Annotated in this window: 15 protein-coding genes and 1 pseudogene; 2 read left to right on the top strand and 14 right to left on the bottom strand. The window is 58.4% G+C overall.

All coding sequences use genetic code 11. From position 1 onward, the window contains the following. Positions 1–63 precede the first annotated feature (63 nt). Together ACR0B5_RS05480 and ACR0B5_RS05475 are read left to right on the top strand one after the other, a co-directional pair. Positions 64–636 carry an OmpA family protein gene (locus ACR0B5_RS05480; protein ID WP_170549474.1) on the top strand — a complete coding sequence of 191 codons (573 nt, stop codon included), beginning with the start codon at positions 64–66 and terminating at the stop codon, positions 634–636. A gap of 33 nt (positions 637–669) precedes the next feature. Then, on the top strand, positions 670–2,862 hold the full coding sequence (locus ACR0B5_RS05475) for a serine/threonine protein kinase (protein ID WP_480538982.1): 2,193 nt from the start codon (positions 670–672) through the stop codon (positions 2,860–2,862). A 33-nt stretch (positions 2,863–2,895) separates the two neighbouring features. Here the strand turns inward: ACR0B5_RS05475 and ACR0B5_RS05470 are convergent, their stop codons facing one another. The 14 genes and pseudogenes from ACR0B5_RS05470 to ACR0B5_RS05405 form a co-directional block, all read right to left on the bottom strand. Beyond that, entirely contained in the window at positions 2,896–3,618 is a 723-nt protein-coding gene (locus ACR0B5_RS05470; RefSeq protein ID WP_170378381.1) for a protein phosphatase 2C domain-containing protein, read from the bottom strand. After that, positions 3,615–4,301 carry a type VI secretion system-associated protein TagF gene (gene tagF / locus ACR0B5_RS05465; protein WP_170643327.1) on the bottom strand — a complete coding sequence of 229 codons (687 nt, stop codon included), beginning with the start codon at positions 4,299–4,301 and terminating at the stop codon, positions 3,615–3,617. The genes ACR0B5_RS05470 and tagF overlap by 4 nt, the downstream gene beginning before the upstream one ends. After that, complete coding sequence (tssM, locus tag ACR0B5_RS05460; RefSeq protein WP_480538980.1) at positions 4,301–7,870, bottom strand: type VI secretion system membrane subunit TssM; 3,570 nt, start codon at positions 7,868–7,870, stop codon at positions 4,301–4,303. The genes tagF and tssM overlap by 1 nt, the downstream gene beginning before the upstream one ends. Continuing rightward, positions 7,870–9,306, bottom strand: a complete 1,437-nt coding sequence (gene icmH, locus ACR0B5_RS05455) for a type IVB secretion system protein IcmH/DotU (protein ID WP_480538978.1) — start codon at positions 9,304–9,306, stop codon at positions 7,870–7,872. Before icmH ends, tssM begins: the two co-directional genes overlap by 1 nt. Positions 9,307–9,404: 98 nt before the next feature. After that, the gene (gene tssK / locus ACR0B5_RS05450) at positions 9,405–10,745 is read right to left on the bottom strand and encodes a type VI secretion system baseplate subunit TssK (RefSeq protein WP_170378397.1); all 1,341 of its coding nucleotides are present in this window, start codon (positions 10,743–10,745) and stop codon (positions 9,405–9,407) included. A gap of 39 nt (positions 10,746–10,784) precedes the next feature. Then, positions 10,785–12,212 (bottom strand): type VI secretion system-associated FHA domain protein TagH, encoded by a 1,428-nt coding sequence (tagH, locus tag ACR0B5_RS05445; protein WP_480538976.1) that lies wholly within the window; start codon positions 12,210–12,212, stop codon positions 10,785–10,787. A gap of 10 nt (positions 12,213–12,222) precedes the next feature. Next, positions 12,223–12,528, bottom strand: a complete 306-nt coding sequence (locus ACR0B5_RS05440; protein WP_170467447.1) for a PAAR domain-containing protein — start codon at positions 12,526–12,528, stop codon at positions 12,223–12,225. Between the two features lie 2 nt (positions 12,529–12,530). Continuing rightward, positions 12,531–13,142 (bottom strand): DUF6931 family protein, encoded by a 612-nt coding sequence (locus ACR0B5_RS05435; protein WP_480538974.1) that lies wholly within the window; start codon positions 13,140–13,142, stop codon positions 12,531–12,533. 12 nt (positions 13,143–13,154) lie between these two features. Then, the gene (locus ACR0B5_RS05430; RefSeq protein ID WP_480538972.1) at positions 13,155–15,257 is read right to left on the bottom strand and encodes a type VI secretion system Vgr family protein; all 2,103 of its coding nucleotides are present in this window, start codon (positions 15,255–15,257) and stop codon (positions 13,155–13,157) included. Between the two features lie 34 nt (positions 15,258–15,291). Further along, on the bottom strand, positions 15,292–19,071 hold the full coding sequence (locus ACR0B5_RS05425) for a type VI secretion system contractile sheath domain-containing protein (RefSeq protein WP_480539307.1): 3,780 nt from the start codon (positions 19,069–19,071) through the stop codon (positions 15,292–15,294). A 30-nt stretch (positions 19,072–19,101) separates the two neighbouring features. Further along, a pseudogene (gene tssB, locus ACR0B5_RS05420) lies at positions 19,102–19,602 on the bottom strand (type VI secretion system contractile sheath small subunit); the annotation flags it as partial. Beyond that, positions 19,595–20,452, bottom strand: coding sequence for an ion transporter (locus tag ACR0B5_RS05415; RefSeq protein ID WP_480539305.1), 858 nt, complete (start codon positions 20,450–20,452; stop codon positions 19,595–19,597). The gene ACR0B5_RS05415 and the pseudogene tssB, both read right to left, overlap by 8 nt. A gap of 57 nt (positions 20,453–20,509) precedes the next feature. Next, positions 20,510–21,727 (bottom strand): hypothetical protein, encoded by a 1,218-nt coding sequence (locus ACR0B5_RS05410; protein ID WP_480538970.1) that lies wholly within the window; start codon positions 21,725–21,727, stop codon positions 20,510–20,512. Positions 21,728–21,811: 84 nt separating this feature from the next. Then, positions 21,812–23,368, bottom strand: a complete 1,557-nt coding sequence (locus ACR0B5_RS05405) for a hypothetical protein (RefSeq protein ID WP_170378418.1) — start codon at positions 23,366–23,368, stop codon at positions 21,812–21,814. Positions 23,369–23,378 lie beyond the last annotated feature (10 nt).

The following is a 23,378-nucleotide window of genomic DNA, read 5'->3' as shown; positions in this document are numbered from 1 at the left end:
TCTTCATTGTCGGTCGTCGGGTGGGGGGCTAGTCTTCCCCTCAAACACGGAAAGGTTAGGGTTATGTCCGCATTTGCATCATGGAAGTTTATCGGGGCCTCGGCATTTGCCGTCCTGTGTACCGCTCAGTTTGCTCTGGCGCAGTCAGGCGAGTTGACGGCAGACGAAATCACCGACGCGTTCAACAAGCAGAAGACGCGCGGCCTTGTCATCGTGCCGTCGAATTCCGGCGAAACGGCTGAGGCCGAAGCTGAAACCACCGTTGCCGCCGCTCCGACCGAATACCAGCCGGTCGCAAGCGAGGATCAGGTCAACATCCAGATCCGTTTCGATTTCGCGTCGGCCGCGCTGCGTGAGGATGAAAAGCCCAAGCTTTCGTCGCTGTGTCAGGCGATGAAGAACGTGGATGTGAACGTCTTCCAGATCATCGGCCATACCGACAGTGCAGGCTCCGCCGAATACAACCAGAACCTGTCGCTGCTGCGCGCCAAAGAGGTCAAGCGCTTCCTCGTCGGCGATTGCGGCATCTCGGAACAGCGGCTTGAGGTACTGGGCGTGGGCGAAGCCGAACCTCTGAACAAGGACAATCCGCGCGCCGACGAAAACCGTCGCGTTGAATTCCAGGCCCTCGGCTAAATACACCACCACTCTAACTAAACCGAGGACAGCATGACGGACTCCCGCGCAGGCGACCTGTTTCAGCCGGGCGATCTGGTGAACAATACTTATCGGATCGAAGCGATACTTGGGCGGGGCGGTACTTCTGACGTCTATCGAGCCCGCTCCGAGATTTCGGGGCGGCTTGCCGCTTTGAAGGTTCTGAAAGCGGAGTTTTCCAGCAATGATGACTATCTGGTCCTGCTGACCCGCGAAGAAGAAATCCGCGACATCCGCCACGACGCGGTTGTCCGCTATTCTGAAAACAACCGAACCGCCGATGGGCATGTCTATCTGGTGATGGACTATGTCGACGGGCCGGGCCTCGACCAGAAACTCAAAACCGGACCTATGTCGGCGGGCGATGTACTGACCGTGTGCAAACGAGTCTGCGAGGGGCTTGAGGCCGCCCATGCCCGCAACATCGTTCACCGCGATCTGAGCCCCGACAATATCATTCTGCGCGATGGCGATCCAGCGCAGGCTGTGATCATTGATTTCGGCATCGCCAAGGACACAAACCCCGGGGCCGAAACTATTGTTGGCGGAGAGTTTGCCGGCAAATACGCCTATGCCGCGCCCGAGCAGCTTTCCGGCAAAACTGACCAGCGCACCGATATCTATTCTCTGGGCGCCTTGCTGCTAGCCAATTTCCGGGGGCAGAAAGCTGATGCCGGGCGCAACCTGTTGGAAGTGGTCGAAAACAAGAAGGAACCGCTGAACACTCAGGACGTACCGGAGCCGCTGAAGTCGATCCTGGACAAGATGACGGCTCCGAACCCGGATGATCGGTACCAGAGCGCCGGAGATGTTCTACGCGCACTGGCTGCGGCCCGGAACGGATCGGCCGCACCTCAAGACGATTTGGATGATGCGACCGTAATCGCCCCGCGCGCGGCCCCTGCTACTATGCCATCTGTCGCTACGGTTACGCAGCCGGACCCGAAACCCAAAGCAACTCCTGCCAAGGCTGAGCCTGCCAAATACTCGCGCGGAGGCGTGGTGGCTGCAGTCGGCGCGCTTGCGGTCGTTGGCATAGGTGCCGGTGGCTATTTCGGCGGAGTGTTTGACAGCTTCCTTGCACCGCAATACCCGACCGTCTCACCCTATACTCTGGTGGCTGATAAACGACCCGGTCAGGCGCCACGTGCCGTAGGTTTTGTACCATCGGAGACCGTGCGGGATGCAATGACGGGCGAGATCACATCCGAAGGGGGCAATGTTGATCTCACATTGGCCTCGGGCGACATTTCCGACACCTGGGGAACAGCGGTGACTGGCGTCATCGACGCCGCCATGGATCTGGACGAGTGGCGTTTCGTGGTCGAAGGCAATGAGGCTCGGCTGACTGGACAGACCACCGATCAGGCCCTGCATGCCGAGCTAGAGCAGCTCTACTCCGCCGGTCTGCCCGCCGGGTTACAAGGCACCGCAGATATCGAGTTGGAGTCACTGTTCCTGTCCGCAGATGAGGTCCGACCCATCCTGTCCGGCCTGGCCGATTGCGGCGCGTTGAAACTGATCGACGCACCCAGCACGGGCTACGGCCCCGAAACACCGATCAAGGTTGGCGGAACGCTGGCCTCACGGGACAGTTTGGTTGGGTTGGACACCGCGCTGACAGCCCTCGCTGGTTCACGCCCTATCGATCTTGAACAGGTCACGCTGCTGAACCCGACCTTGTGTTTGATCGAGAACTTCCTGCCCTCGGCACCTACCAGCGATATCTCCATCGCGTTCTTCAACGGAGAACAAGGCAACGCCCCCAATCCGACCGGCGACTTCATTGTCGGGCAAAACCCGGTCATTGATGTCGACCTGCCCGATGATGTTCAGGACGGGTACCTGTCCGTCTCGGTCTTGGATGTGTCAGGCAATGTGTTCCACTTGCTGCCCAACGTCACCCGCCAAGACAACGATATCGCCTCTCTGCGCGACGGAGAGTCCGGGCCGATTTCCGTCCGTGTGGCCTATTCGATTGATGAAAGCCAAGACAATGGCGGCATCGCCTTTCAGGTCGATGACACCGCGCTGGGGAAAAGCAAGGTGATCGTTCTGCACACTGACAACCAGCTGTTTAGCACCATACGCCCAACGGCGGAATCCGCGGCAGGTTATGCCGAGGCTCTGCGCGAGCAGGACCGCAATGTTGAAACGCAGATCCTGTCTCTGGACAGCCGCATTCTGACAACGCTGGAGCAATAGGCTCCGGCGGCGTTCCTGCGTCCAAATGTGATTTTAGAGGATGTCGACAACCACAACGGTGATGTTGTCGGCCCCGCCTCCATCCAGTGCGACCTGTATCAACTGATCCGAGACGGTTTCGATCGGCATATCCGACAGTGCTTTCTCCAACATCGGGAACGTCGCGTATTTGCTAAGACCGTCCGAGCAGATCAGAAAGCGGTCGCCGGGCTGAACCTCACCACGAACCTTGTCCAGTTCGAGAACATCCCCAACACCCACGGCCCGTGTGATCGCGTTGGACTGAGGGTGCTGCTCGGCCTCGTCCCAGCTCATCTGTCCTGCCAGTACCAGATCTGCCACGACCGAGTGATCGGTGCTGAGCATCTGGATTTTGCCCTCACGCAGCAGGTAAATACGGCTGTCCCCGGCCCAAAGCCCGACAAAGTGCCCATTGGCCAGCATCATGCACGCAACCGTCGTACCAATCGTGCCGCCACCTCGGGCATCTGCCTCTTGTCGGATCACGGCATGGGCGCGCTGGATTGCGTCCCGCAATGCGGTCAACCGATCTGCTGGGGCCAAACCGGGCGGGATTGCGGCAACCATATCCGCGACCAATCGGCTGGCATAGTCTCCCGCATCATGCCCGCCCATCCCATCAGCCACCAGCCAGAGGCTTTCCTCAGGCAGCGCCAGCACCGCGTCTTCGTTGACCTTACGCCTGAGGCCCACATGGCTGCGTGCGCTGTACCGAACGCGGTGACTTGAATTCATATTGGTCGTGCCTCGGTCCACAATGCGGCGTGTAGGTTGAACAAGCCTTGCATGTTTGCCCCATCCGGTAAACCTTCGCAGATCATCATTCGGGGGACGCCGCCGATTTCAGTGCTCCAAACGCTTGGGGTGCGATATCTTTGCGACATCAAGCCCGCCGCCAGATCAGGCAACAAGCTGTCGGAGACTTCCCCGCGGGTCAGCACCATCGTGTTCCCATGTGCGCGCACAGGCGCCGTCGGTTGCTGCGTTGGGGCTGGCAAAGCGGCCAGACCTTCGGCCAGCTTGTCGCGGGTCATGTCGTCTTCGAGCGCGGCAAGCGCCAGATCTTCAAGCTGTCGGTAGACCTCAGCCGCCCGGAAATGCGCCAACGCGGCGGACCCTTCGTTCGAGACCCCCGCGACCAGGGTCAAAGGAAACCGCCGTCCGACCCGATCCACCGAAGGCATCAAAACCCCCAGCATTTTCTGCGGGCCAGCCAGCCCCGGCGAAAGGCAAAACCGCCAGATCGGAGCAGACATGTAGTGGGAATCCCATGCCTCACCCAAAGCTTCTGACGCAGCCAACATGCTGCGCTGAATCCACTCATCCCACGGCTGTACAAACGCCTGCGACACCCCAAGTCGGAAGAAGTCTCCGACCGAGGGCATCTTGCCGAATGCACCAAACCCGCCAGTCTGCATCAGAACGACTTGGGGCAGCTGAATTTCTGCAGCGCGGGCAAAGCGAAGGGGTTGATGACCGAACCTGACTGCAACTGAAAGATTGCGATGCGCCCACCGACATTGAAGATCACCTTCTTGCGGTCAGACACATTGGTGCGCCTTACCTCGGCCGCGTCCAGCAGGCGGAACCAAGCCCAGGGGCCGTCCTTGGACAGAACGCTTTCAATATTGCGCTTTTCCGGCTCAAAGCTGACGCGCGCCAGCCCAACCGAGCCCGGCCATGTCACAGCGAGGGGTGAGGGCAGCCCACCGCGGTGTTTGAACTCCAGCACTTGACCATCAATCTCAAGCTTGACGCCTTTGGCCTTTGGGTCCAGCGCCTCGGGCATGATCTGGAACTGGATTTGCGGTTGCGGACCTGCGGCAAAGAACGCCTCTTTGATCTCGGCGGCGTTCTGGAACTGTGTCAGAACCGCCTGGCTGATGCCCAGATCGGTCGCATTAACCCCGGATTTCCACGACCATGGCCGCGTGCGCATATCCACATGTTTGGCGAGGTTTTCGTTGAAGAACGAGTCGATCAGACCTTGCGGACCGAACAACTTGCCAAAGTCACCCATCGCAACATCCGCACCCGAGCGGCGGTTGAACGGATAGCGATCCCCGACAACCTGCTCGCAGAATGGCAGAACCGTCGATTGCCACCGTGCGTTGATGGACGAGCGGGTGCTATCCGAGGTGATCCCGGACGAGCCATCGATGATCTGCAGGGCCCAGCGTTCCATCGGACCGGGAATACGGGCGGCCTCTTGCTGGAACTGCTGCAGAGCCTGCCCGGTTTCGCCACCCGAGACTCCGCTGAACGACATTTTGTTCAGCTCCTGATACACGCTCGTAAGCGACCCCATCAGCATGTCCAGCTGCGAAGGTTGCCCCTCTTGCCGTTCAACCAGCTGATGCAACCAATCGAAGCGATCCTCGACATACTGCCCCGGCGCTTGCACGGGTTCGCCGGCATTGACACCACTGGTTTTGGCCAAGGCTTCCAACAAGATCTGCGTTTGGGCTGAGGTAGCCGACTGCAACTCAATCGCCGCAGCGCCGGAAACGCCTTCGCTGATCGCATCGTTGCCCGAGAGAATTGACCGGTTTTCGGTCAATTTCGTCTCATCCGAGATCGAATTCAGGACATTCACGATAGGTGAAGTCGGGCCTGACAGCACATTCGTGACCTCAACCGCGTGGCTGAGGCTTTCCATCGGCACGATGTCGATATCGCCCAGCATCGCATCATAGCGCGCGATGTAGTCGTTGTAATAGAGGTCCAGAACATCACGGCTGAGGGCAGCAAGAGCCTGCTCGGTCTGTTCAGCCTCACCACGTGGGCCCAGGACCCAGCTTTCCTTTTGAACGCGTTTGGCGACACCGATCGCCTCTCCAAGGAAAACGTTATTGAAGCCATTGTAGGTAAAAATGCCCTCGATCCCGTCGTTCAAAGGTTTCCCAGAGGACCGCACCAGAACGCGACTAACAGCGGGGCCACCCACTTCGGTGATCCGCCACTCCGGCAGCGCTGTGGCCGCGGGGCTGGAAACGATGCCGTTATAGACACGCTGCGCCAGTGGGAGTTCCGACAGGATACCCTGAATCTGATCGACCATTGGACCATTCAGGGCGATCTCTTGCATCGGCTGGCTCAGCATGGCGTCGAGGTGATCGTTCAGATCCGCTCGGAATTCCTCACGCGATGGGCCGGGGAAGGACACGCTCCAATCAATGTTCATCCATTCCTTGACCAAATCCTGGTTCATCGGCCCCTGCAGACCCAGCATCAGATAGACCTTCAGCGCCTCATAGAGCACATCGGGGTTGTTGATATTGGCGCTCATCTGCTCTTCCAGACGCAGAAGAAGACGCGGTAACAGGCGTTGATTCAATGCAGCACGATAGGTTTGCGCCGCCTGTGTGCCGATCACGTCACCCTGATAAAGGCCATAGGTCAGACGTGTTTCGGGCTCAGGATCCGATAGGGTCGGGTTGGCCGGGAGGTCGCGCAGCGTGTTTAGCGCTTGAACGACCGGAACCAGATCGGTGTCACCAACGGGGCTGGGCGGCAAAGTCGCAGCGGCGGCCTGATAGGCGGATACACCCTCCTGCGCCTCGGCGATCAGGTCGGTATTGCCCATAAAGCTGCGCACCAGCAAGGCTCCGACCGTGACGGCGGCAATGACAGTCGCGGCGATCGAGGCCCATTTGGTGATCTTGTAGCGCTTTTCCACCTTGTCATCGGCGCTGACCAGACCAGCCTCGCGGAAGATCACCTGATCGAACAGGCGCGTCAGAAAATAGGAGCGACCCGACCCCTGCCCCGAGCCAATGGCCTGACGGCCAATCCCAAATGTCCGCGCCATGCCCAGCATCAGACGGTCAATCGGCGTGCCTTCTTGCGTGCCAGACGTGAAATAGACCCCGCGCAACATGTGGCGGTGCTGATAGCGGCTGTCCTGAAAAACTTCTGTCAGAAACTCATGCGCAACTTTACGAACCGAGGCGACCTGCATCGGGAACCCGGCAATCAGAGCCCGGCGCTGCGGGTCCGTCTCGGTCTGCATCCGCTCCAGGGACTGCGAGTTCAGGCGACCCAGAAGCAGGGCGAATTCCTCATCAAAAGCCGCGACCGGAGATTGCTCGCTGCGCGACTTGTCCAATGGCAGAGTGAAGCCCCAAACCTGTTCGCGATCTTCCTTGCCCAGATTGTCGTGGAATTCGGCAAAACCTGCGATCAGGTCGGCCTTGGTGAACAGGATATAAACCGGGAACCGCACGCCCAGTTTTTCACGCAATTCTTCGAGTCTGCGACGGACGGCCTTGGCGTGTTCCTTTTGCGTGACCTCGTCTTGCAGGGATAAGTCAGAGAGCGAAATCGCAATCATCGCGCCATTGATCGGCTGCCGCTTGCGGTATTTCTTGAGTAGGCTGAGGAACCCGATCCAGGCCGCATTGTCGACCTCGGCGTCGCTTTCCTGCGTCGTGTAACGCCCGGCCGTGTCGATCAAAACGGCGTTCTCGGTGAACCACCAGTCGCAGTTCCGCGTACCGCCGACACCGCCAATCGCGGTTTTGCCCAGCTCATCCGCCAGCGGGAAGTTCAGGCCCGAGTTCACAATCGCTGTCGTTTTGCCCGCCCCCGGAGGGCCGATCATGACGTACCAGGGCAGCTCATTCAGATGGCGCCGCCCGTTCTTGGACTTGCGCAATGCCGCCATCGCGGTTTTCAGTTTGCCGCGAAGCTCGGAAATCTCGCTGTCGATCATGTCGCCACCATCGGCGACGGATTCAGTTATCTCCTCCGTCAGCTTCTTTTCGCGACGTCGGCGCAACAGGAAAATGGTCAGACCGATCAGGAAAAAGACCAGAAAGATCACCCCGCACCAGATCAGGCGCGTCCCGACCCCGTCCAGCGGCCGCCACTCATCCGAGCCGATCCACGGGCCGAAATAGTACAGACACCCGGCCAGAACCGTCGCCGTGAAGAACAGCACGGTGTAGATCGACATGAAAACATATCTTAAAACGCGGCGGATCATCAGTTCTCCTCCTGAACCAGCAGGACTTCGATCCGGCGGTTCGTGGCCCGCCCTTCGCGGGTCGAGTTGTCGGCAATCGGTTCGCTATCGGCGCGGCCTTCGGCGCTTAGGCGGTCTGGATCGGAAATCTCACCCGCCATCTGGTTCATCACCGATTTTGCCCGAGCCAGAGACAGCGCGAGGTTGGACGGAAAGCGCGAAGAGCGGATCGGCACATTGTCTGAGTGCCCGGTCACGATGACCCCTCCGGGTTCTCCGTCTAGCGCCACAGCCACGCGGCGCACTGGTTCTTTGAATTTGTCCTGCAGGTGATCCGAACCCGACCCGAACATGCCCGATCCCTTGATCCGGATAATCAGCGTGTTGCCTTTCTCAAAGACCTCAACCAGCCCTTCGTCGATCTCGGGCTGCAGGAAAGCCACGACCTTTTCGACCTGCGGCTGGGCTTGCGGCGGTGGCGGAGGAGGAGGAGGCGCGCGGCGCTGCAGCTCCGTCACCCGGCCAGCATCAATCACCGACATCTGACCCACAAGGTTTTCTGTCTTGTTGGACAACAGATAAGACAATCCGCCAAATTCGATCAGCAAAAGCAACGCGGTCACGCCAACAGCGATCCAGACTGGCTTCCAAAGGCTGAGGGCGCGGTAGGGTTTGTCGACCCCTTCCCAATGCGGGGCGAGGTCCCGTTCCACGTCACCACGCTGTGCGCGAATGATCCGCGCCAGACCCTGACGGATCTGCATATGCTTGTCCGCGCCGCCCTGTTCGACGCGCAAACGCCCCTCGAACCCAAGCGAAAGGCACATGTAGGCGAATTCCAGCAGCTCAATATTGTTGGCCGGGTCCTGTTCAAGACGCGCCAGCAGGTCATAGAAGCGATCACCACCGACGGTCTCTCGGTGGAAGGTGCCCACCAGCGACTGGGTCGCCCAACTGGATTGGCCACCCCACGGTGTATTCAAAACAACGTCGTCCAAAGTCGCGCACAAAGCATAGCGTGCGATCTTGACGGTCTGCGCCGCAATGCCTGCTTGCAAAGCGGCATTTTCAAACGCGCGCACCTCGGCCACAACGCTTTGGCGCAGCTTGTCCGGATCCATATGCTGCGCGCGATTGCGAATGCGGCTGATCAACGAAAACAGCGATGCAGCGCAGGCGTTCAGCCGGTTCATACCGGTAGTCGCGACCTCTTCCCCACCGGACGCAGGCCGGGATTGGGGCGTCTGGGGTTGAGGCACCCCGTATCCTGCACCGCCCGGCGCCGATTGTGCCATGGGCTCGGGCTGTGGCACCTGCATCGGATCGGGATATCCGGCCGGTTGCTGCGGAGCCGGCTGTTGCGGCATTCCACCCGCCTGTCGTCGCCCACCGGGATTGGGGCGAATGACCGTCTTATCGGTGTCGTCCGGTTCGGCAAATGGATCTTTGTCGGACATTCTTTGACCTGTTCCCCTAAGGCTTCCGCGTCACGAGTGTGACCCACATATCAAGCCCTATCAAATTGTTTTGGCGCCGCCAGTGATCACGTTCACTCTTATTGGTTGCGGATCGCCCACAGCTCCATCTCAAGTCCCGGATATTGCCCCGATACATGAACCGCGATCCCACCCGAGGTGGTCATCTTGCCCCAGTATGGGCTGGCGGCATCCAGTTCGAAATAGACGACACCGGAGTGATATGGAATCTGCCGCGGAGCGACCGGCAACGGGCGCAGCGTTATACCGGGGAGCGCCGAGTTTACCAACTGACGGATTTCCTCAACCGGGCCGGTTTTGGCCTGTCCAGCGAAATGACGGCGCACGTCCTCTGCCGGGATATCCGCATTCACGGCCAGAACGAAACCGGCATTGCCGATCAGCTTGCGGTCGGCAATCACGCCCACGCTGATGCCATATTTCCGCGCCTCCAGCGGGATTGAGACCGCTGTCTGCTCCAACACGGAACTCAGATACTGTCGCAGGGTCCGAATGACTGGCGCGAAGGAAGCGGTCAGGTCGTCATGCTGGTAGGCCGGGAATTGCACGGCCTCTTTCTCAGTGCTCATGAAGGTCGCCAGCTCACCGGCGAGCGCGGCGCAGACACGGTAGACATGTTCGGGATGCACGTTCTCGATATTGGCGAAATGGCGCACCAAGGGCAGGTTTCGGTTGATCGTCATCAGCAGCAGGAAGTCCGAAATCTCGGCAGCCCCTTTGGCTGGCCCTCCATCCGAAAGACGCCCCGCCAAGGCCTGCATGCGGTGCGACAGCATCCCCTCAAGCTCATTCATGAAACCGGCCAGCGCAGCAGCGGCGCGCACGTCCAGCACAGATGGGATGAAGCCGCGATCCAGAATGATCTCTTTGTCCGGACGCACTTCGATGATCTTGGCAATCGGGATCGCCAATTTATCCGCCAAATCATCCACTTCCAACGCGAACTGCAATCGGAGTTTGCCCACGCCCAAAGTAACGGGCTTTTTCTGCTGGCTCATCACATCCGTGATTTCCTGCTCGGCCGGACGCAGACGGCTGACCGATTGTTCGGCCCCGCTCAGATCCACCTCGGATGCGCCCTGCCGCCTCTGCGGAACCGTCAGGTAGACAACGCAATCCTTAATCGTCTCGGGCACTTCCAGCGCAGGAGGGTGATCTTCGGCCTGCGGCACGCGAAACACCTGCCCGTCAGGCGTCAGCCCCGAGCAGGATTTCAAGGCAAACTGACCGACCTTGAGCACTTCATCATCAATCTCTAAGGCACTGACACCCCACGCATAAGGCGTGACCCGGCGTGCGAGACCAGCCACCAGCGCCTCGGTATACCGATCCGCCTGCTGGAAGTGATGGGGCTGCAGAAACAACCCTTCGGTCCAAAGCACCTTGCTGTCCCAGGACAATGGCTGCCCTCCCTTGTTCTTGCCGCCCGCGATGGGGCGTTACTTCAGCTTTTCCAGCTGTTCTTTATATGCGCGCGCGAATTCCCGGCTGAAGAGATCGTGAAAGTCGTTCTCTGCCTGATCCGAGATATCAGCATACATCTTCTCGTAGACTTCCCAGTACTGGGCCTTTTTACCTTTAAAAAGTGACCCAAGTTTGCCGGAACCCTCAATTTTTCCTGCCAGCACCTCCGGGTCCAGCCGAGCCAGAACGCCTTTGAGCGCGGCCTCCATACCGGTGACCATCGCAACCTCATGGGCCTTGATGTCGTTCAACGCCTGTTCGGTCGCCTCTTCCGAGGCTAGGTAGCCTTTGACACGCGGTTTGACCAACGCCTCAATCGCCTGTTCGGGGCTGATCGAAAACTTCAAAGGGTTGTTGCCGCCAGCATTGATCATGGTCTGTTCGATACGGAACTCTGACTTGATCGAGGTGCGGGTCATCAGGATTTCCCGCAAACCCGTGATCATCACCCGCAACACACGGCCCATACGGCCCATTGTGGCAGGCAGATCAGCGTCGTCGATGCGCAGATCGTCGACCTCCAACGCCTCCAGCAAGGCACGGGCAGCGGATTGATCACCACCGCCGGTCGGAACGGGTTTCTCTGCCTCAACCGGTTCGTGGGTCGGAGCCACCTCGGCCTGCCCGCCTGGCTTTGGCTTGATCGGAGGCGGCGCAGTGGGTTCCGGACGCGCCGGTTCAGGCGCGGCAAACGGATCCGAGCTTGAGCCGCCCGAGGGCGACAGCAGATCATCGTCCCAGTCATCGGGGATCAGGTTCGCTCCGCCTGCGGAGGGTGCGGTAAACGCATCGCTGGCCGACGGGTTATGCATCGCATCGCTTGCGCCCATATCCGCATGCACGTCCTTCGGTTTGGCAAAGAACGGATCGTCATCCTCCAAGGGTGGCAGCAGTTCATCCATCGGGTCGGGCGTGGAAATCTGGCCGGGCCCTTTAGCGTCACCGCCTAAAAGGTCATCCAGAAAATCCCCGCCCGGAGCGGCATCGTCCAGCAATGCCATCGGATCCGGTGCGTTCTGGGACATACCCGGAGACACCCCCGCCTGTTGCGCAGGCTGGGGGATCGATTCTTCGAAACTGGGCAGGTCCGCCCCAATTTCGACAACCATCTCGTACCCACCCGCAACCAGCACGTCGCCATTGTTGAGCGGCGTCGGTGTCCGACCTAGTGGGATTTTCGAGTAGTTCAGAAAAGTTCCGTTCGTCGACAGATCAACAATCACCACGTTTCCATTGTGATCTTCAATCACGAAGTGGCTTTTGCTTAGTGTCTTTTCAGGGTCAGGCAGGACCAAGTCATTGGCTGGCCCACGCCCCACGGTCAAAGAGCCCCCCTGCATCGAGACCGGGCGCCCGTCGCCCGGCACCACGCCGGTGGATTGGAATTTCAAAGTGACCGTCATTCGTTTGTCTTCATCCTCCGACCAGTACGGTAAACTCGCCCTTGATGATCGGACCACCACAGGCGCAGGTATCCGTCACACGGGCGGCAGGCAGCTTGCCGATCAGAACGGTGGCCGAACCCTTGATGATCGGGTGCGGAAACGCCGGTGTCGCCATATCTGAAAGACGCGCTGCGGGCAGTTTACCCACCAGAACCGTCGTACAGCAGGGCGGCATGATCGGCATCGGCACCGGAGCTGGCGGTGGCGGAGCTGGCGGAGGAGCAGGCAGCGTACACGCATGCAAGTCCAAGATTCGTGCTTGCGGGAATCCCATGCTTACTCCTCTGTCTCAGCGCTGGCGTTCTCGCGGTCCAGCTTACCATTTCCACCCCGAGCAATATCGACCCCACGGTCAATCAGCAACTGCACGTAGGTGTCAAAATCCTCTTCATGTTTGTCCATTGCAACAACATTCATCGCAAAGGCCACAACTTCGGCCGCGCCGAGAGGGGCCGGAACGTTCGCCAGATCACCCGAACCCAAGGTTCCGTCCGAGTATAACACGCCCATGGCGCAATTTACCGTCTCATCATCTGGTTCGGCGAGATCAATCGTCGCGCCCGCCTTTTCGCGGTTTTCCGGCGTAGGGCGAAACACCCACTCCTCAGACGCCGCCAGTGCGGGCGTGCTGTTGTCCGGGGCCTCGCCGATATAGTCGCGCGCGGCCAGACAAGACCACCACACGCGCTCTCGGGCAGGCAAGGCCACCCCCAGAAGGCGCAGGATGTCGATCACTGCGCCTTTCTCTTCCAATTCAGTCAACACCACATCCAAAGGCGCACTGGCCGGGGCCTCTAGCTTGACGCTCAGGCGGGCATTGGCATCGGCCAGCATGCGCGCAGCGGGCATCTGGGGCGTTTTGGTCATTCCGGAAAAACGGTCTGTCATCGCGTTGCCCCCTTAGTTGATCATTGTCAGGCCGCCCTTGAGGGTCAGCATGGCGTCACCGTTGACCGTCGTCATCGGGCTTTTTGCATCCAGCTTGGCATTGGCCTGGACTTTGATCATTGTGCTCTTGATCGTAATGCTTGTCGGGTCCAGTTTGATCGATGAGCCACCAACCTTCAATTCGATCGACTTCATTGCGGTCATTGTGATCTTGCCCATTTTGGCATCGACCTGAATGTCACCCATCTTTACCGTCGTGGATTTGTCGCCTTCCTTGATCGTTTCGGCGTGATTGCCGGTGACGGTGCGGGTGGACTTGCCCTCGATAGTCTCGGTCTGGTCAGTCTTGATGCTGACCGTCTGGTTACCCTTCTCGATGGTGAAGGTATGGTCACCTTCCTTGATCGTCTCATCCACGTTCTTCTTGACCACTTGGCTGAGGCAGCCGTCACCGCCATTGCCACCCTTGTCCAGCTTGTCATAGCCAATGGTAATCGTGGACATATTCTTGACCAGCTTCTCGTGATCCTTCTGCGCCTGAAAGCGCACGAGTTCGGCGTCTTTCTTGTCCTCGAACATCAGCTCGTTGAACGTCTCGGCGCTGCCCTGTTTCGAGGACCGCGTCTTGATCCCAGTTTGCGTCTGGTTTGCAGGCAAGGCATAGGGTGGCATGGTGTCGGCATTGTAGAGCATGCCCGTGCAGATCGGTCGATCCGGATCACCCTCTTCAAACTGGATGACAACTTCCTGCCCAATCCGAGGGACGCTGACCATACCCCAGTTCTTACCCGACCAAGGGGTGACAACCCGCACCCAGCAGGTAGTCTTTTCGTCCTTCTTGCCTTCGCGGTCCCAATGGAACTGAACCTTGATGCGACCGTATTTGTCAGTCCAGATTTCCTCACCAGCCTTGCCGGTTACGATGGCCGTATGCAGACCCGAGATCTCGGGCCACGGAATCGTGCGCAGCGATTTGAACTCGGTTTTGCCGGGCTGGGCCTCAAACTCAACCATGAACATCTCATTGCTGTCCTCGGGAAACTCCAGCGCACCGGTGTCCAGATCCTTGTCGTTCTTGGCAAATCCATAACCTTCGGTGGTCTGAAGAAAATACCGCGCCTTGGTGATCAGGTATTCCGCGTTCTCCGCCTTGTCGGGATGATCCTTCAGCGTGAACTTGCGCCCGGTTTCCAGAGCCCGGACCGAAGCCCGCCCGCGCCGCCGGTCGAACAGAGCATCCTCGGCTGTCATCCGCACCTTGGCCAGCGTATTGCCCGGCCCGGTTTCCTTGTAGTGACCAGGGATATCGTAAAGCTCTAGTTTGTCCTTGAACCCGTGCTTTGCCCCGGTCGGCGTTTTGGCCCGCGCATCCAGCGATGCCTTGGGCTTTTCGAAATCAAAATCGCCTAGCGAGACAACTCCGGGCCGGATCGTCTCGGACGCGGCCCATTCGGTGACCGAGTCACCAAGACGTTGGCTGTAATCATCCCCGCCCCGGAATTCGACCTTTGCGTCACCGGCGATCGGCGTATGCGCGTTTGGTCCGTCACACATGACCAGCGTCTCATTCTTGTCTTTGGCATTTGTGTAGTCGAAATAGTAGTAGATGCCCTCTTCCTGCATCAGGCGCGAGATAAAGTCGAAATCCGTTTCGCGATATTGCACGCAATATTCGCGCTGCTGGTAAGTGGCGCGCAGGCTTTTTCTGAAATCCGTAAGCCCGTATTCACCGAAAATCTTTTCGATGATCTGCACGGCGGTCATTTCCTGAAAGATGCGACTGTCGGTGGTCTGCGTCAGCAGCCAGAACCAAGGGCGCAATTCGGCCAGAAACTGCACATAGCCATCGCGCAGCGCCAGCCGCTCCACCCTCACGATCGTGCCAGTGAATTTACGCTCGGCCCCGTCAGCAGCCAGATGGATGGTCATCACCTTGCCCAGTAGCTTGTCCAACGCAATCGTCGTCTTTTCCGACAGGAACTCGACCTGAATTTCGGTCAGTTTTCCCAGTTCTTCCGAGACGACAGCCCGCCTGATGACAAGATCATCCTCACCATAGCTATACGACCCCGTTATCCGAAGCGGCCACTCTTTACTTTGCAGACTCTCAGCCATTTACCGTTCCTTCCAATTCTCGTTCACCGCGCCGTCACAAATCGTTCAGCAGTGCAGCAAGTTCGGGGTCCATATCGTCATCATCACTATCGTCACCGTCATCATCGTCGCCGAATGACGCCAGCAGATCGTCAAGATCGCCGCTGTCATCATCTCCAAGGTCCAGATCTAGGTCGAAATCATCGTCGTCGCCTGTATCGAGATCCAGATCCAAGTCCAGATCGTCATCCTCATCGGCCTCGGGCGCAGCTGGTACATCCGGTGATGGCGCAGGCGCGGGCATACCGGACCACGGGCCCAGAATCTCTTGCCCGGCAACCGAGTTGAACGAGCCCAACCGGATTTCATCGCGGCCTTTGACAGACAGTACCGGCATATAGCCGCGCTGGACCGAGTGTTCGTGCTTGGCCAACGTGATATTGCGTTCCGTACAGGGCAGCGCCACCTGATCGCCATAGCGGTCATTAACGAAATGGTAAGGTATGCCACCCAAGCTCATGACTGAGCCCAAATTCATCGCTTTGCCATTTTGTTTGAAGGACCGCGCCAACAAGATCGTCACCAGAACCGCCGGATTGGCCCAAAGCATACCGCGCAGGCCTTCAGACTCAGTGAATTCCTCAAAATCGAACTCATAGATCGGCTCAGACTTGGCGCCGTAAGGCCGTCGCAGCAAGAACCGGGGAGAGGCCAGGCCGACATGCCCGGCTTCGGGCATCGCGCGCAGGGTATCCCAGGCTTCAACTACCAGCGGGTGGCGATCCTCGGGCTTCACATCCAGATAGGCGGGGGTGATTGCACTGATGAACGGCGCATCCACATGGGCTGCGACGCGGCCAATACGGCCCAGCAGTTCCGCATGTGGTGGTGTTTCCTCAAAGGTATAGAGCCCGATCAGCACCGAATATCCGCCGCGCCCGTTTTCTTCGTCCAGCGGCTCTTCGGTCAGCAACCGAACCAGACCGGTTTTCGCCAGATCTTCCTCGGCGGCCAAATCTGCCGCGATCTCTTCAGCCGAGACGTCATACAAAACCACGTCTAGCGTATCATCATCCTCGACGCTGCGCGCAATCAGATCGAGACTGCGCCACTGTGCTTCGACGGATTGGAACTCTGGGTGATGCAGAACCAAGCGCATGGCTGCGCTCAGCGCCTCATCCACAGCCTTTTGCATCGCCTGCACATCGGGGCTGGGCAGTTTGCGGATATGGGGACCGACCACGCGTTTCAGCAGGTCATCAACGGGTGAGGCCTGCGCCAGTTCACCAGACGTGTCGCCGATCAGCTTCTGAAAATCGCTGAGCTTCAGATCAGCACGAACCGTGTTGCCGCCCGAGGATTTGCGCGGTGGCACAACCGCCTGCCCGAACTCTTCCCCCCAACCGATCAGCTGTTTGGCGGCGTGATCTGCAGTCCCGCCCGCGCTCAACTGACTTTTGAGACCCGAGAGGCCATCGAACAGTTCAACCTTTTCATAAAGCTCGTCGGGATGCAGATCGTCCAGCTCTTTCAGTTTCACTTCGATCCCGGCACCGTCCTTGCCAATCGGCAGCACGAGATCGGTTGCGAACCCCTCGATCACCTCTTCGACCGTATCGGGGTCCAGAATGATTGGCTTGCGGGCGGCTAGGGCGTCGCCGGTTTCGATTTGCCCACGCGCCGCGCGGCCCGAGAAATCGCCAAAGAGCGCGATCCGGAACCGGGTGCGTTTCAGCCGTTCCGGGTCAGGTCGGTCCGCACTCATGCGGCCAAAGGCCAATTGCGGCTCGTCGTTCAGATCGGCCGTGTCGCCTGACGCGTAATCGGCATCGAGGTCACCCAGCAGAGCGTCCAGATCATCTGATCCGCCCTCGTCATCCAGGTCCAGATCGCCCAACAAGGCATCCAAATCATCTGTTGTTTCGTCAGAGGATGCCTCGCTATCCTCAACCGCGCCCAAATCGTTCAACAGGTCATCAAGGTCGTCTGAACCAGTTTCATCGTCGCCAAGATCCGCCAGCAGAGCGTCCAGATCATCAGCTGACCCCTCGTCAGACGCACTCTCCTCGTCCGACCCCAGGTCGTTCAGCAAGGCGTCCAGATCATCCCCGCCAGCATCCTCATCCTCAACATCGCCGCCAAGGTCTGCCAGCAGCGAATCCAGATCATCTGTGTCCACGTCATCGGTCTCATCACCGCCTTCAAGATCACCCAGCAAGGCGTCAAGATCGTCCGAGCTGGCATCCTCATCCTCAACATCATCGCCAAGGTCCGCCAGCAGCGAATCCAGATCATCTGTATCCGCATCTTCCGTCTCATCGTCGCCTTCAAGATCACCCAGCAAGGCATCCAAATCGTTTGAAGCGGCGTCGCTGTCCGGCTCGGATTCCAAATCATCGAGAAGCGCGTCCAGATCGTCCGAACCATCTTCTGAGGTCTCTTCGAGATCGCCCAAAAGATCGTCCAGATCATCGCTCGCTTCATCACCTGATGCAGATGGTTTCTCATCCGACCCAAGGTCATTCAAAAGATCATCCAGAACATCCTCCTCCGGCTTTGCCTCGTCAACGGAATCCGACAGATCGGAAAGCAAATCATCTAAGTCGGTCGCATCTGCCTCTGGATCAGGTTGACCCTCGCTGGCCAGATCACCAAGAATGTCCTCCAACGGATCTGCCTCATCCGTGCTGTCCAGTTCGGGCACTGAGGCAATTATGTCGTCCGCAGCAGGCTCATCAGCTTCATCGGGAGCCTTCTCCGCCAGATCATCCAGCAAACCATCCAGATCCACGTCCTCGGCCAACTCCTCAGGAGCAGTGTCGGTGAGGTCTGGCAAAATGTCCGAATGATCTTCTTCGGCCTCTTCATCTGCATCCGGAAGCGATGAAAGCGCCGCATCCAGTGCGCCGTCCTCTTCCGTCTCCTCGAGTTCCAGATCAGCCAGTTCAGAGAGGATATCGTCGCTCTGATCCATCTCAGATGCGGCTTCAACCTCGGGTACTGAGGCGAGGACATCGCCGAGCGTGTCCTCTTCGACCTCAATGTCCAGGGCTGCATCTGCAAGGTCCGACAGGATGTCATCGGACCCATCAACCTCATCCGCGACATCAGTTTCCGGCAGAGACGCGAGGGCATCTGACACAGAGCTGTCTTCGACCTCTTCCGTTTCCAGATCGCTGAGGTCAGACAAAATATCCGAGGTCACATCCTCAACTTCGGTCGCCTCAGGCGCAGCATCGGCCAGATGGGCAAGAACCTCCGCCGAGTCTTCCGAGACGTCGGGCAGCTCAACCTCTGGAACAGAAGACAGAGCATCCGCGACCGACGTATCCTCGGGCTCATCATCAGGCTCAGAACTGGCCAGATCGGACAAGATATCATCGGCCGCGTCCTCTTCCGCCGTAAGCTCGATATCTGGCAGGCTGGACAGGATGTCATCTGCGGCGGTGTCTTCAACTTCATCCCCCGGCGCAGCGTCGGCCAATTCCGCCAAGATATCGCCTGGCGTGTCGGCTGCCTCAGTAACCTCGGTTTCAGGCAGCGAAGACAAAGCGTCCGAGAGAGAGGTATCCTGAGCCGTTTCCTCGGGTGCGGAGGCCGCCAAATTGGACAAAACATCCGCGCTGTCATCTACAGGCGCCTCGGGTTCAACCGAGCTGGGCAGAGAGGACAAGGCATCCGCGACCGACGTATCTTCAGGCGCGTCATCGGGAGCGTCAGCCGCCAGATCGGACAAGATGTCGGCCGATTGATCCTGCTCCTCGGCTGTTTCAAGCTCGGGCAAAGACGCAAGCGCATCCTCCACCGAATTATCGGCAGGGGCATCCTCGGGCATCATATCCCGCAAGGCGTCCAGCGTGGCCTCATTGTCCTGCTCGGGGAGCGTACTGCCCGCAAGCGCGCCCAGAAGGGCCGGGTCGGCCAGCACTTTTTCGATCAGTGTCTCGGCCCCGGTCTTCCCATCCATATAGGCCATCAAGGTCGACAATTGCGTGCGGGCCTCAAGCAATTTACGCAGAGGCTCGATTTTTGACGCGATCTGGGCCGGGGTGAAATCGGCCATTTTCTCGAAAGTCAGATCGACGGCCAGATTGCCCTCACCTGTCAGTGTATTGGGCACGGCAAATTCGACACGCGGGGCCATGGCCTTCATGCGGTCGTCGAAATTGTCGACATCAATCTCAAGGAATTTACGATCCGAGACTGCGGGCGTTTCGACCGTTGACTTGCCGGAGAGATCGCTCATCACGCCCATGACGAAGGGCAGTTGAACCTTTTTCTCGGCCCCGTAAAGCTCCACATCATATTCAATCTGAACGCGCGGCGCCCGATTGCGGGCGATGAATTTCTGAGAGCTGTCAGCCATCGGCCTGACCTTTCAACTCGGCCACTTCACGCCGCAGGGCGCGAACCTCGACCAGCAGTTCCTTGACGTGATCGTCCACGATGTCGGTCTCACTGCGCACCAAATCACGCAGGTGCGAGAACTCTTCAACCGACTCGTCCTCCACGGCGGATTGCATGGTGTTGACCAGCAGACCGATGAACAGGTTCAGAACCGAAAACGCGGTGATGACGATGAAGGGCACGAAGAAGATCCAGGCGGTGGGATGGACCTCCATCACTGGGCGGACGATGCCCATCGACCAGCTTTCCAGCGTCATGATCTGGAACAGGGAATAGAGCGATTTACCCAAGGACCCGAACCATTCCGGGAAATCCGGGCCGTACATCAGCGTCGCCATGACCGCGAAAACGTAGAACACGATTGAGATCATGATGATCACCGCGCCCATACCTGGCAGCGCGTCGAGCAAAGCCTGGACCACCGCCCGCATCTGAGGGATGACCGATAGCAAACGCATCGCCCGGATGACGCGCAACCCACGCAGCGCGGACAGCCCGTCGCGATTGGGCAGCAAACCCAGCGTAACAACAACAAGGTCAAAGATGTTCCAGGCGTTGTTGAAGAAGCTCAACCGGTAGGCATAGAATTTCAGCAAAAGCTCGGCCACGAAAATGCCCAGCACGATCTTGTCGATCACAACCAGGGTCGGGCCGATACTCGACTGAACCGAAGGAGAAGTTGATAGCCCCAGCGTGATCGCGTTGAAAATGATCACGCCAAGAATAGTGTTGGTCACAGCCTTACGCTCGACAAACTCGCGCACGGTGTCGCGGAGCGTTTCGCTCTTCTCGATACCGGGTTCCACCAACACCTCCTGTTGCTTTGGGTGTCGGGCGCGGCAACCCACACCCGAAGATTTACGTGTTTAACCAACGACGTCGCTGATTCCGTCCACCAGTTTGTAGACCCCTTTGACCGAGGTAAACATGGTCTTGGTCTCTTTCAGAACCGTCATCTTGTCCAGCTTCTTCAGCTTGTCCATAATCGTGGTGTCATCCACTTTCAGACCGTTGCCTTCCATCAGAGCCTCCATCTCGGCCAGGAACTTCTGACGTTCCTCGAGCTTGGCGGCCATAGCGCTGGCTTCTCGCTTGACGGCCATGCATTCGGCCCCCAGCTTGACGCCCTCTTTCAAGGTTTTCTGCGACTTCGCAGCCTTCATCAGCTTGTCAGCGGCCTTGCCCAGATCATCGACCTTATGGCGCGTCTTCGTCGTATGCTCACGATAGAGCGCGCGCTTCTTGTTCGAGTCCTTTTGATAGACCTGATAGCCCTTGATCGCGAAATCCGCGATTTCCTTGGCGATCTTCTTGGCATCGCGGCCCTTGGTGACCTCATCTCCCATGGCGAGCGCCTTGGCGGTCAGCTTCTTGATTGCTTCCATAGGTTTCTTGACCGAGATTCCGGACGTATCGGTAATCCCCTGCCGCTCAGCCGCCTGCATGATCGAAGTGCCGCGCAGCGTGATATATTTCTGGATGGCGCCTTCCAGATCCTTGCGCAGTTTTTCTTCACCCTTCAACTGCTGCTGAACCTCTTTGCCCAGATCGTAGACCTGTTTGACAATTGTCTTGTAGGCCATGACATCCGCGCCCGAGGTCGCCACAAGCCGCGTGACAGCCGTGCCGATCTTAATCACACCCGCGGTCACCTTCAGCGTGGTCTTGACCCGCGCCTCTTTCAGCAACTTGTCCTTATTCGCCTCAACCTTGATCTGCTTTTCGATCGCCACCTGAGCGGCCCCTTCGGCCGACCGCAGGGCGTTCTTGATCATCTGGTTGGTGGCCTGGATCATCTTCTCGGCTTCGGCCTGAGATTTCTGACCCGGCGTCTTCATCAGCTCGGCGACTTTCTTGTCGAGCTTGACCGCCTCCTGACTGATCACCGTCTCATAGCGCTCCAGCTCCTTCATGCCGGCCGCTTCAAGACGTTTCAGCGTAGTCGACGGCACCGGACCCTTGGCCGTGACTTCGAATTTGACGTCAACGCGGTAGCTGGGGATCTCGATATACTGAAGCTTGGGCTTCGACCGGATGAGATCGACCACGTAAAACTTGTGAGGTGTAACTGTCTGCTTTGCCATTTTTTCGCGCCTATATTCCGTTTTCGTTCCTGCCGGATGAGGTCGGCGCCAAGTGGCTTTGGGCCACGGGCGCCGCCCCGCCGCTTAGCCGATCGCTTCTTCCAGCTGATCCTTGCCTTCCGAGGCAATGTCGTTGAACAGCCCAAGCGCCGTGTTGACCGTATCAAGCGTGCTCGACGCTTCCTTGAAACCAACCCCGGCATTTGCACCCGCCAGCGTCAGGTTGACGACAACCGGGAATACCTTGTCGAAGATCTGTGCGTATTTCGGATTGCTCGAATTCAGCGCATCCAGCATCTTCTTGAGGTTCGGCGCGTTCTTGTCCGCGTCCGAGACCCGCTTCATCATATCCGAACACCCGTCCAGACCCTTCTGCAACGAGGCACGGGCTTTCTTGAGCTTGTCCAGATACTTACCGGCCTTCTTCGCGTCTGCCTGCTTCATTGCTTTCTCAAGCTTGTCGCATTCCTGCAGACCTTTCATGATCGCCTGAGACAGTTTGCGCCCGCCAACTTCAAGCCCGGCGACTTTGTTTTGCCACAGACCATAGTTCTTGTCGCATTTCGGCAGAGTGGCCAGGAACGGCGTATCGGTGCCCAAAATACCCTTTAGGACTGAGGCACCAACCTCGGCACCGCCCTGAACCTGCTTTTTGGCCTCGCCTTCCGCGGTGCGATACCGCTTGAGGAGCGTGTCCAGATCGCTTTTGAGGTTCTTTTCGACCTTCTCGGCCTCTTGCGCAGCGTCCTTGATCTTATCAGCCAGTTGAGCAACACCCCGCACCAGCGAGACGATCCCCAACGCCAGCGACGCGCCGCCTGTTGCGGCCGCACCGGCCACACCCGCGGCCCCGCCGACGACACCCAACACGCCAAGAGTGATGTCAAAGCCGGTTTTGACCTTATAGTCCTTGTACTGCTGCTTGCGCTTCACAAAGGCCTGCCAGCGCTTGGCCGGGATCGACTCATAGTGCTTTTTGGCGCCGTTCATGATGGTCGCCAGCTTGTCGTCGAACCCCTTGATCAACGCCGCGCGTTTCTTTGCGTCGCTGGCCTTCTTGATCGCCGCATCCGTCGCCATCAGCTCTTTGGCGATTAAGGCAACCAGTTTGTCAGTCACCGCATTGGCGTCATCCACCATCTGCTGAGGCGTGACGTAGTCGCCTTCATCTTCCAGGACATCCAAAAGATCATCGTTCAGCTTCAACTGGAACGCATAGCCCTTCAGCTCTTTCAGCCAGTCGGGCTTGTATTTCTTGGTAATCTCGGTGCCCAGATCCTTTTTCCAGATGACAACCGACTTACCCAGTTTCTGCTTGGGCGCATCAGTCGAGGCCGACTTGGCCCGAGCCGCTGCATCCTTTTTCTTTTCCTCGAGTTCCTTTTCTTTCTTGTCGATGATCTTGGGGTACTTCTTCAGGACCGTCACAGTATCCGAGTGCTTGCTGCCTGCAAGCTTTACAGCCTCGGCCACCTTGCGCTTGACGTTGGACAAGGCTTTCAAAGTCTTGTCCCAATCCATCTGATCTTCGGCGACCTGGTATGCTTTCAAAGCATCGCCCAGGCCGGTTTTCTTCATCAGCTTCGGTTTGTTCTTGGACCACCATTTCTGATCCAGTTCCGGTGTCATAGTCGCCTTCATAAAGTGTCCC

The sequence above is a fragment of the Ruegeria sp. AG1 genome (assembly GCF_056541705.1).
This window is presented reverse-complemented; position numbering and strand designations above follow the sequence as displayed.

Bases quoted from the DNA above. Each gene is read 5' to 3' on its own strand.
- ACR0B5_RS05480 (WP_170549474.1), top strand. From the start codon at position 64: ATGTCCGCATTTGCATCATGGAAGTTTATCGGGGCCTCGGCATTTGCC.
- ACR0B5_RS05475 (WP_480538982.1), top strand. From the start codon at position 670: ATGACGGACTCCCGCGCAGGCGACCTGTTTCAGCCGGGCGATCTGGTG.
- ACR0B5_RS05470 (WP_170378381.1), bottom strand. From the start codon at position 3,618: ATGAATTCAAGTCACCGCGTTCGGTACAGCGCACGCAGCCATGTGGGC.
- tagF (WP_170643327.1), bottom strand. From the start codon at position 4,301: ATGCAGACTGGCGGGTTTGGTGCATTCGGCAAGATGCCCTCGGTCGGA.
- tssM (WP_480538980.1), bottom strand. From the start codon at position 7,870: ATGATCCGCCGCGTTTTAAGATATGTTTTCATGTCGATCTACACCGTG.
- icmH (WP_480538978.1), bottom strand. From the start codon at position 9,306: ATGTCCGACAAAGATCCATTTGCCGAACCGGACGACACCGATAAGACG.
- tagH (WP_480538976.1), bottom strand. From the start codon at position 12,212: ATGACGGTCACTTTGAAATTCCAATCCACCGGCGTGGTGCCGGGCGAC.
- ACR0B5_RS05440 (WP_170467447.1), bottom strand. From the start codon at position 12,528: ATGGGATTCCCGCAAGCACGAATCTTGGACTTGCATGCGTGTACGCTG.
- ACR0B5_RS05435 (WP_480538974.1), bottom strand. From the start codon at position 13,142: ATGACAGACCGTTTTTCCGGAATGACCAAAACGCCCCAGATGCCCGCT.
- ACR0B5_RS05430 (WP_480538972.1), bottom strand. From the start codon at position 15,257: ATGGCTGAGAGTCTGCAAAGTAAAGAGTGGCCGCTTCGGATAACGGGG.
- ACR0B5_RS05425 (WP_480539307.1), bottom strand. From the start codon at position 19,071: ATGCCCGAGGATGCCCCTGCCGATAATTCGGTGGAGGATGCGCTTGCG.
- ACR0B5_RS05410 (WP_480538970.1), bottom strand. From the start codon at position 21,727: ATGGCAAAGCAGACAGTTACACCTCACAAGTTTTACGTGGTCGATCTC.
- ACR0B5_RS05405 (WP_170378418.1), bottom strand. From the start codon at position 23,368: ATGAAGGCGACTATGACACCGGAACTGGATCAGAAATGGTGGTCCAAG.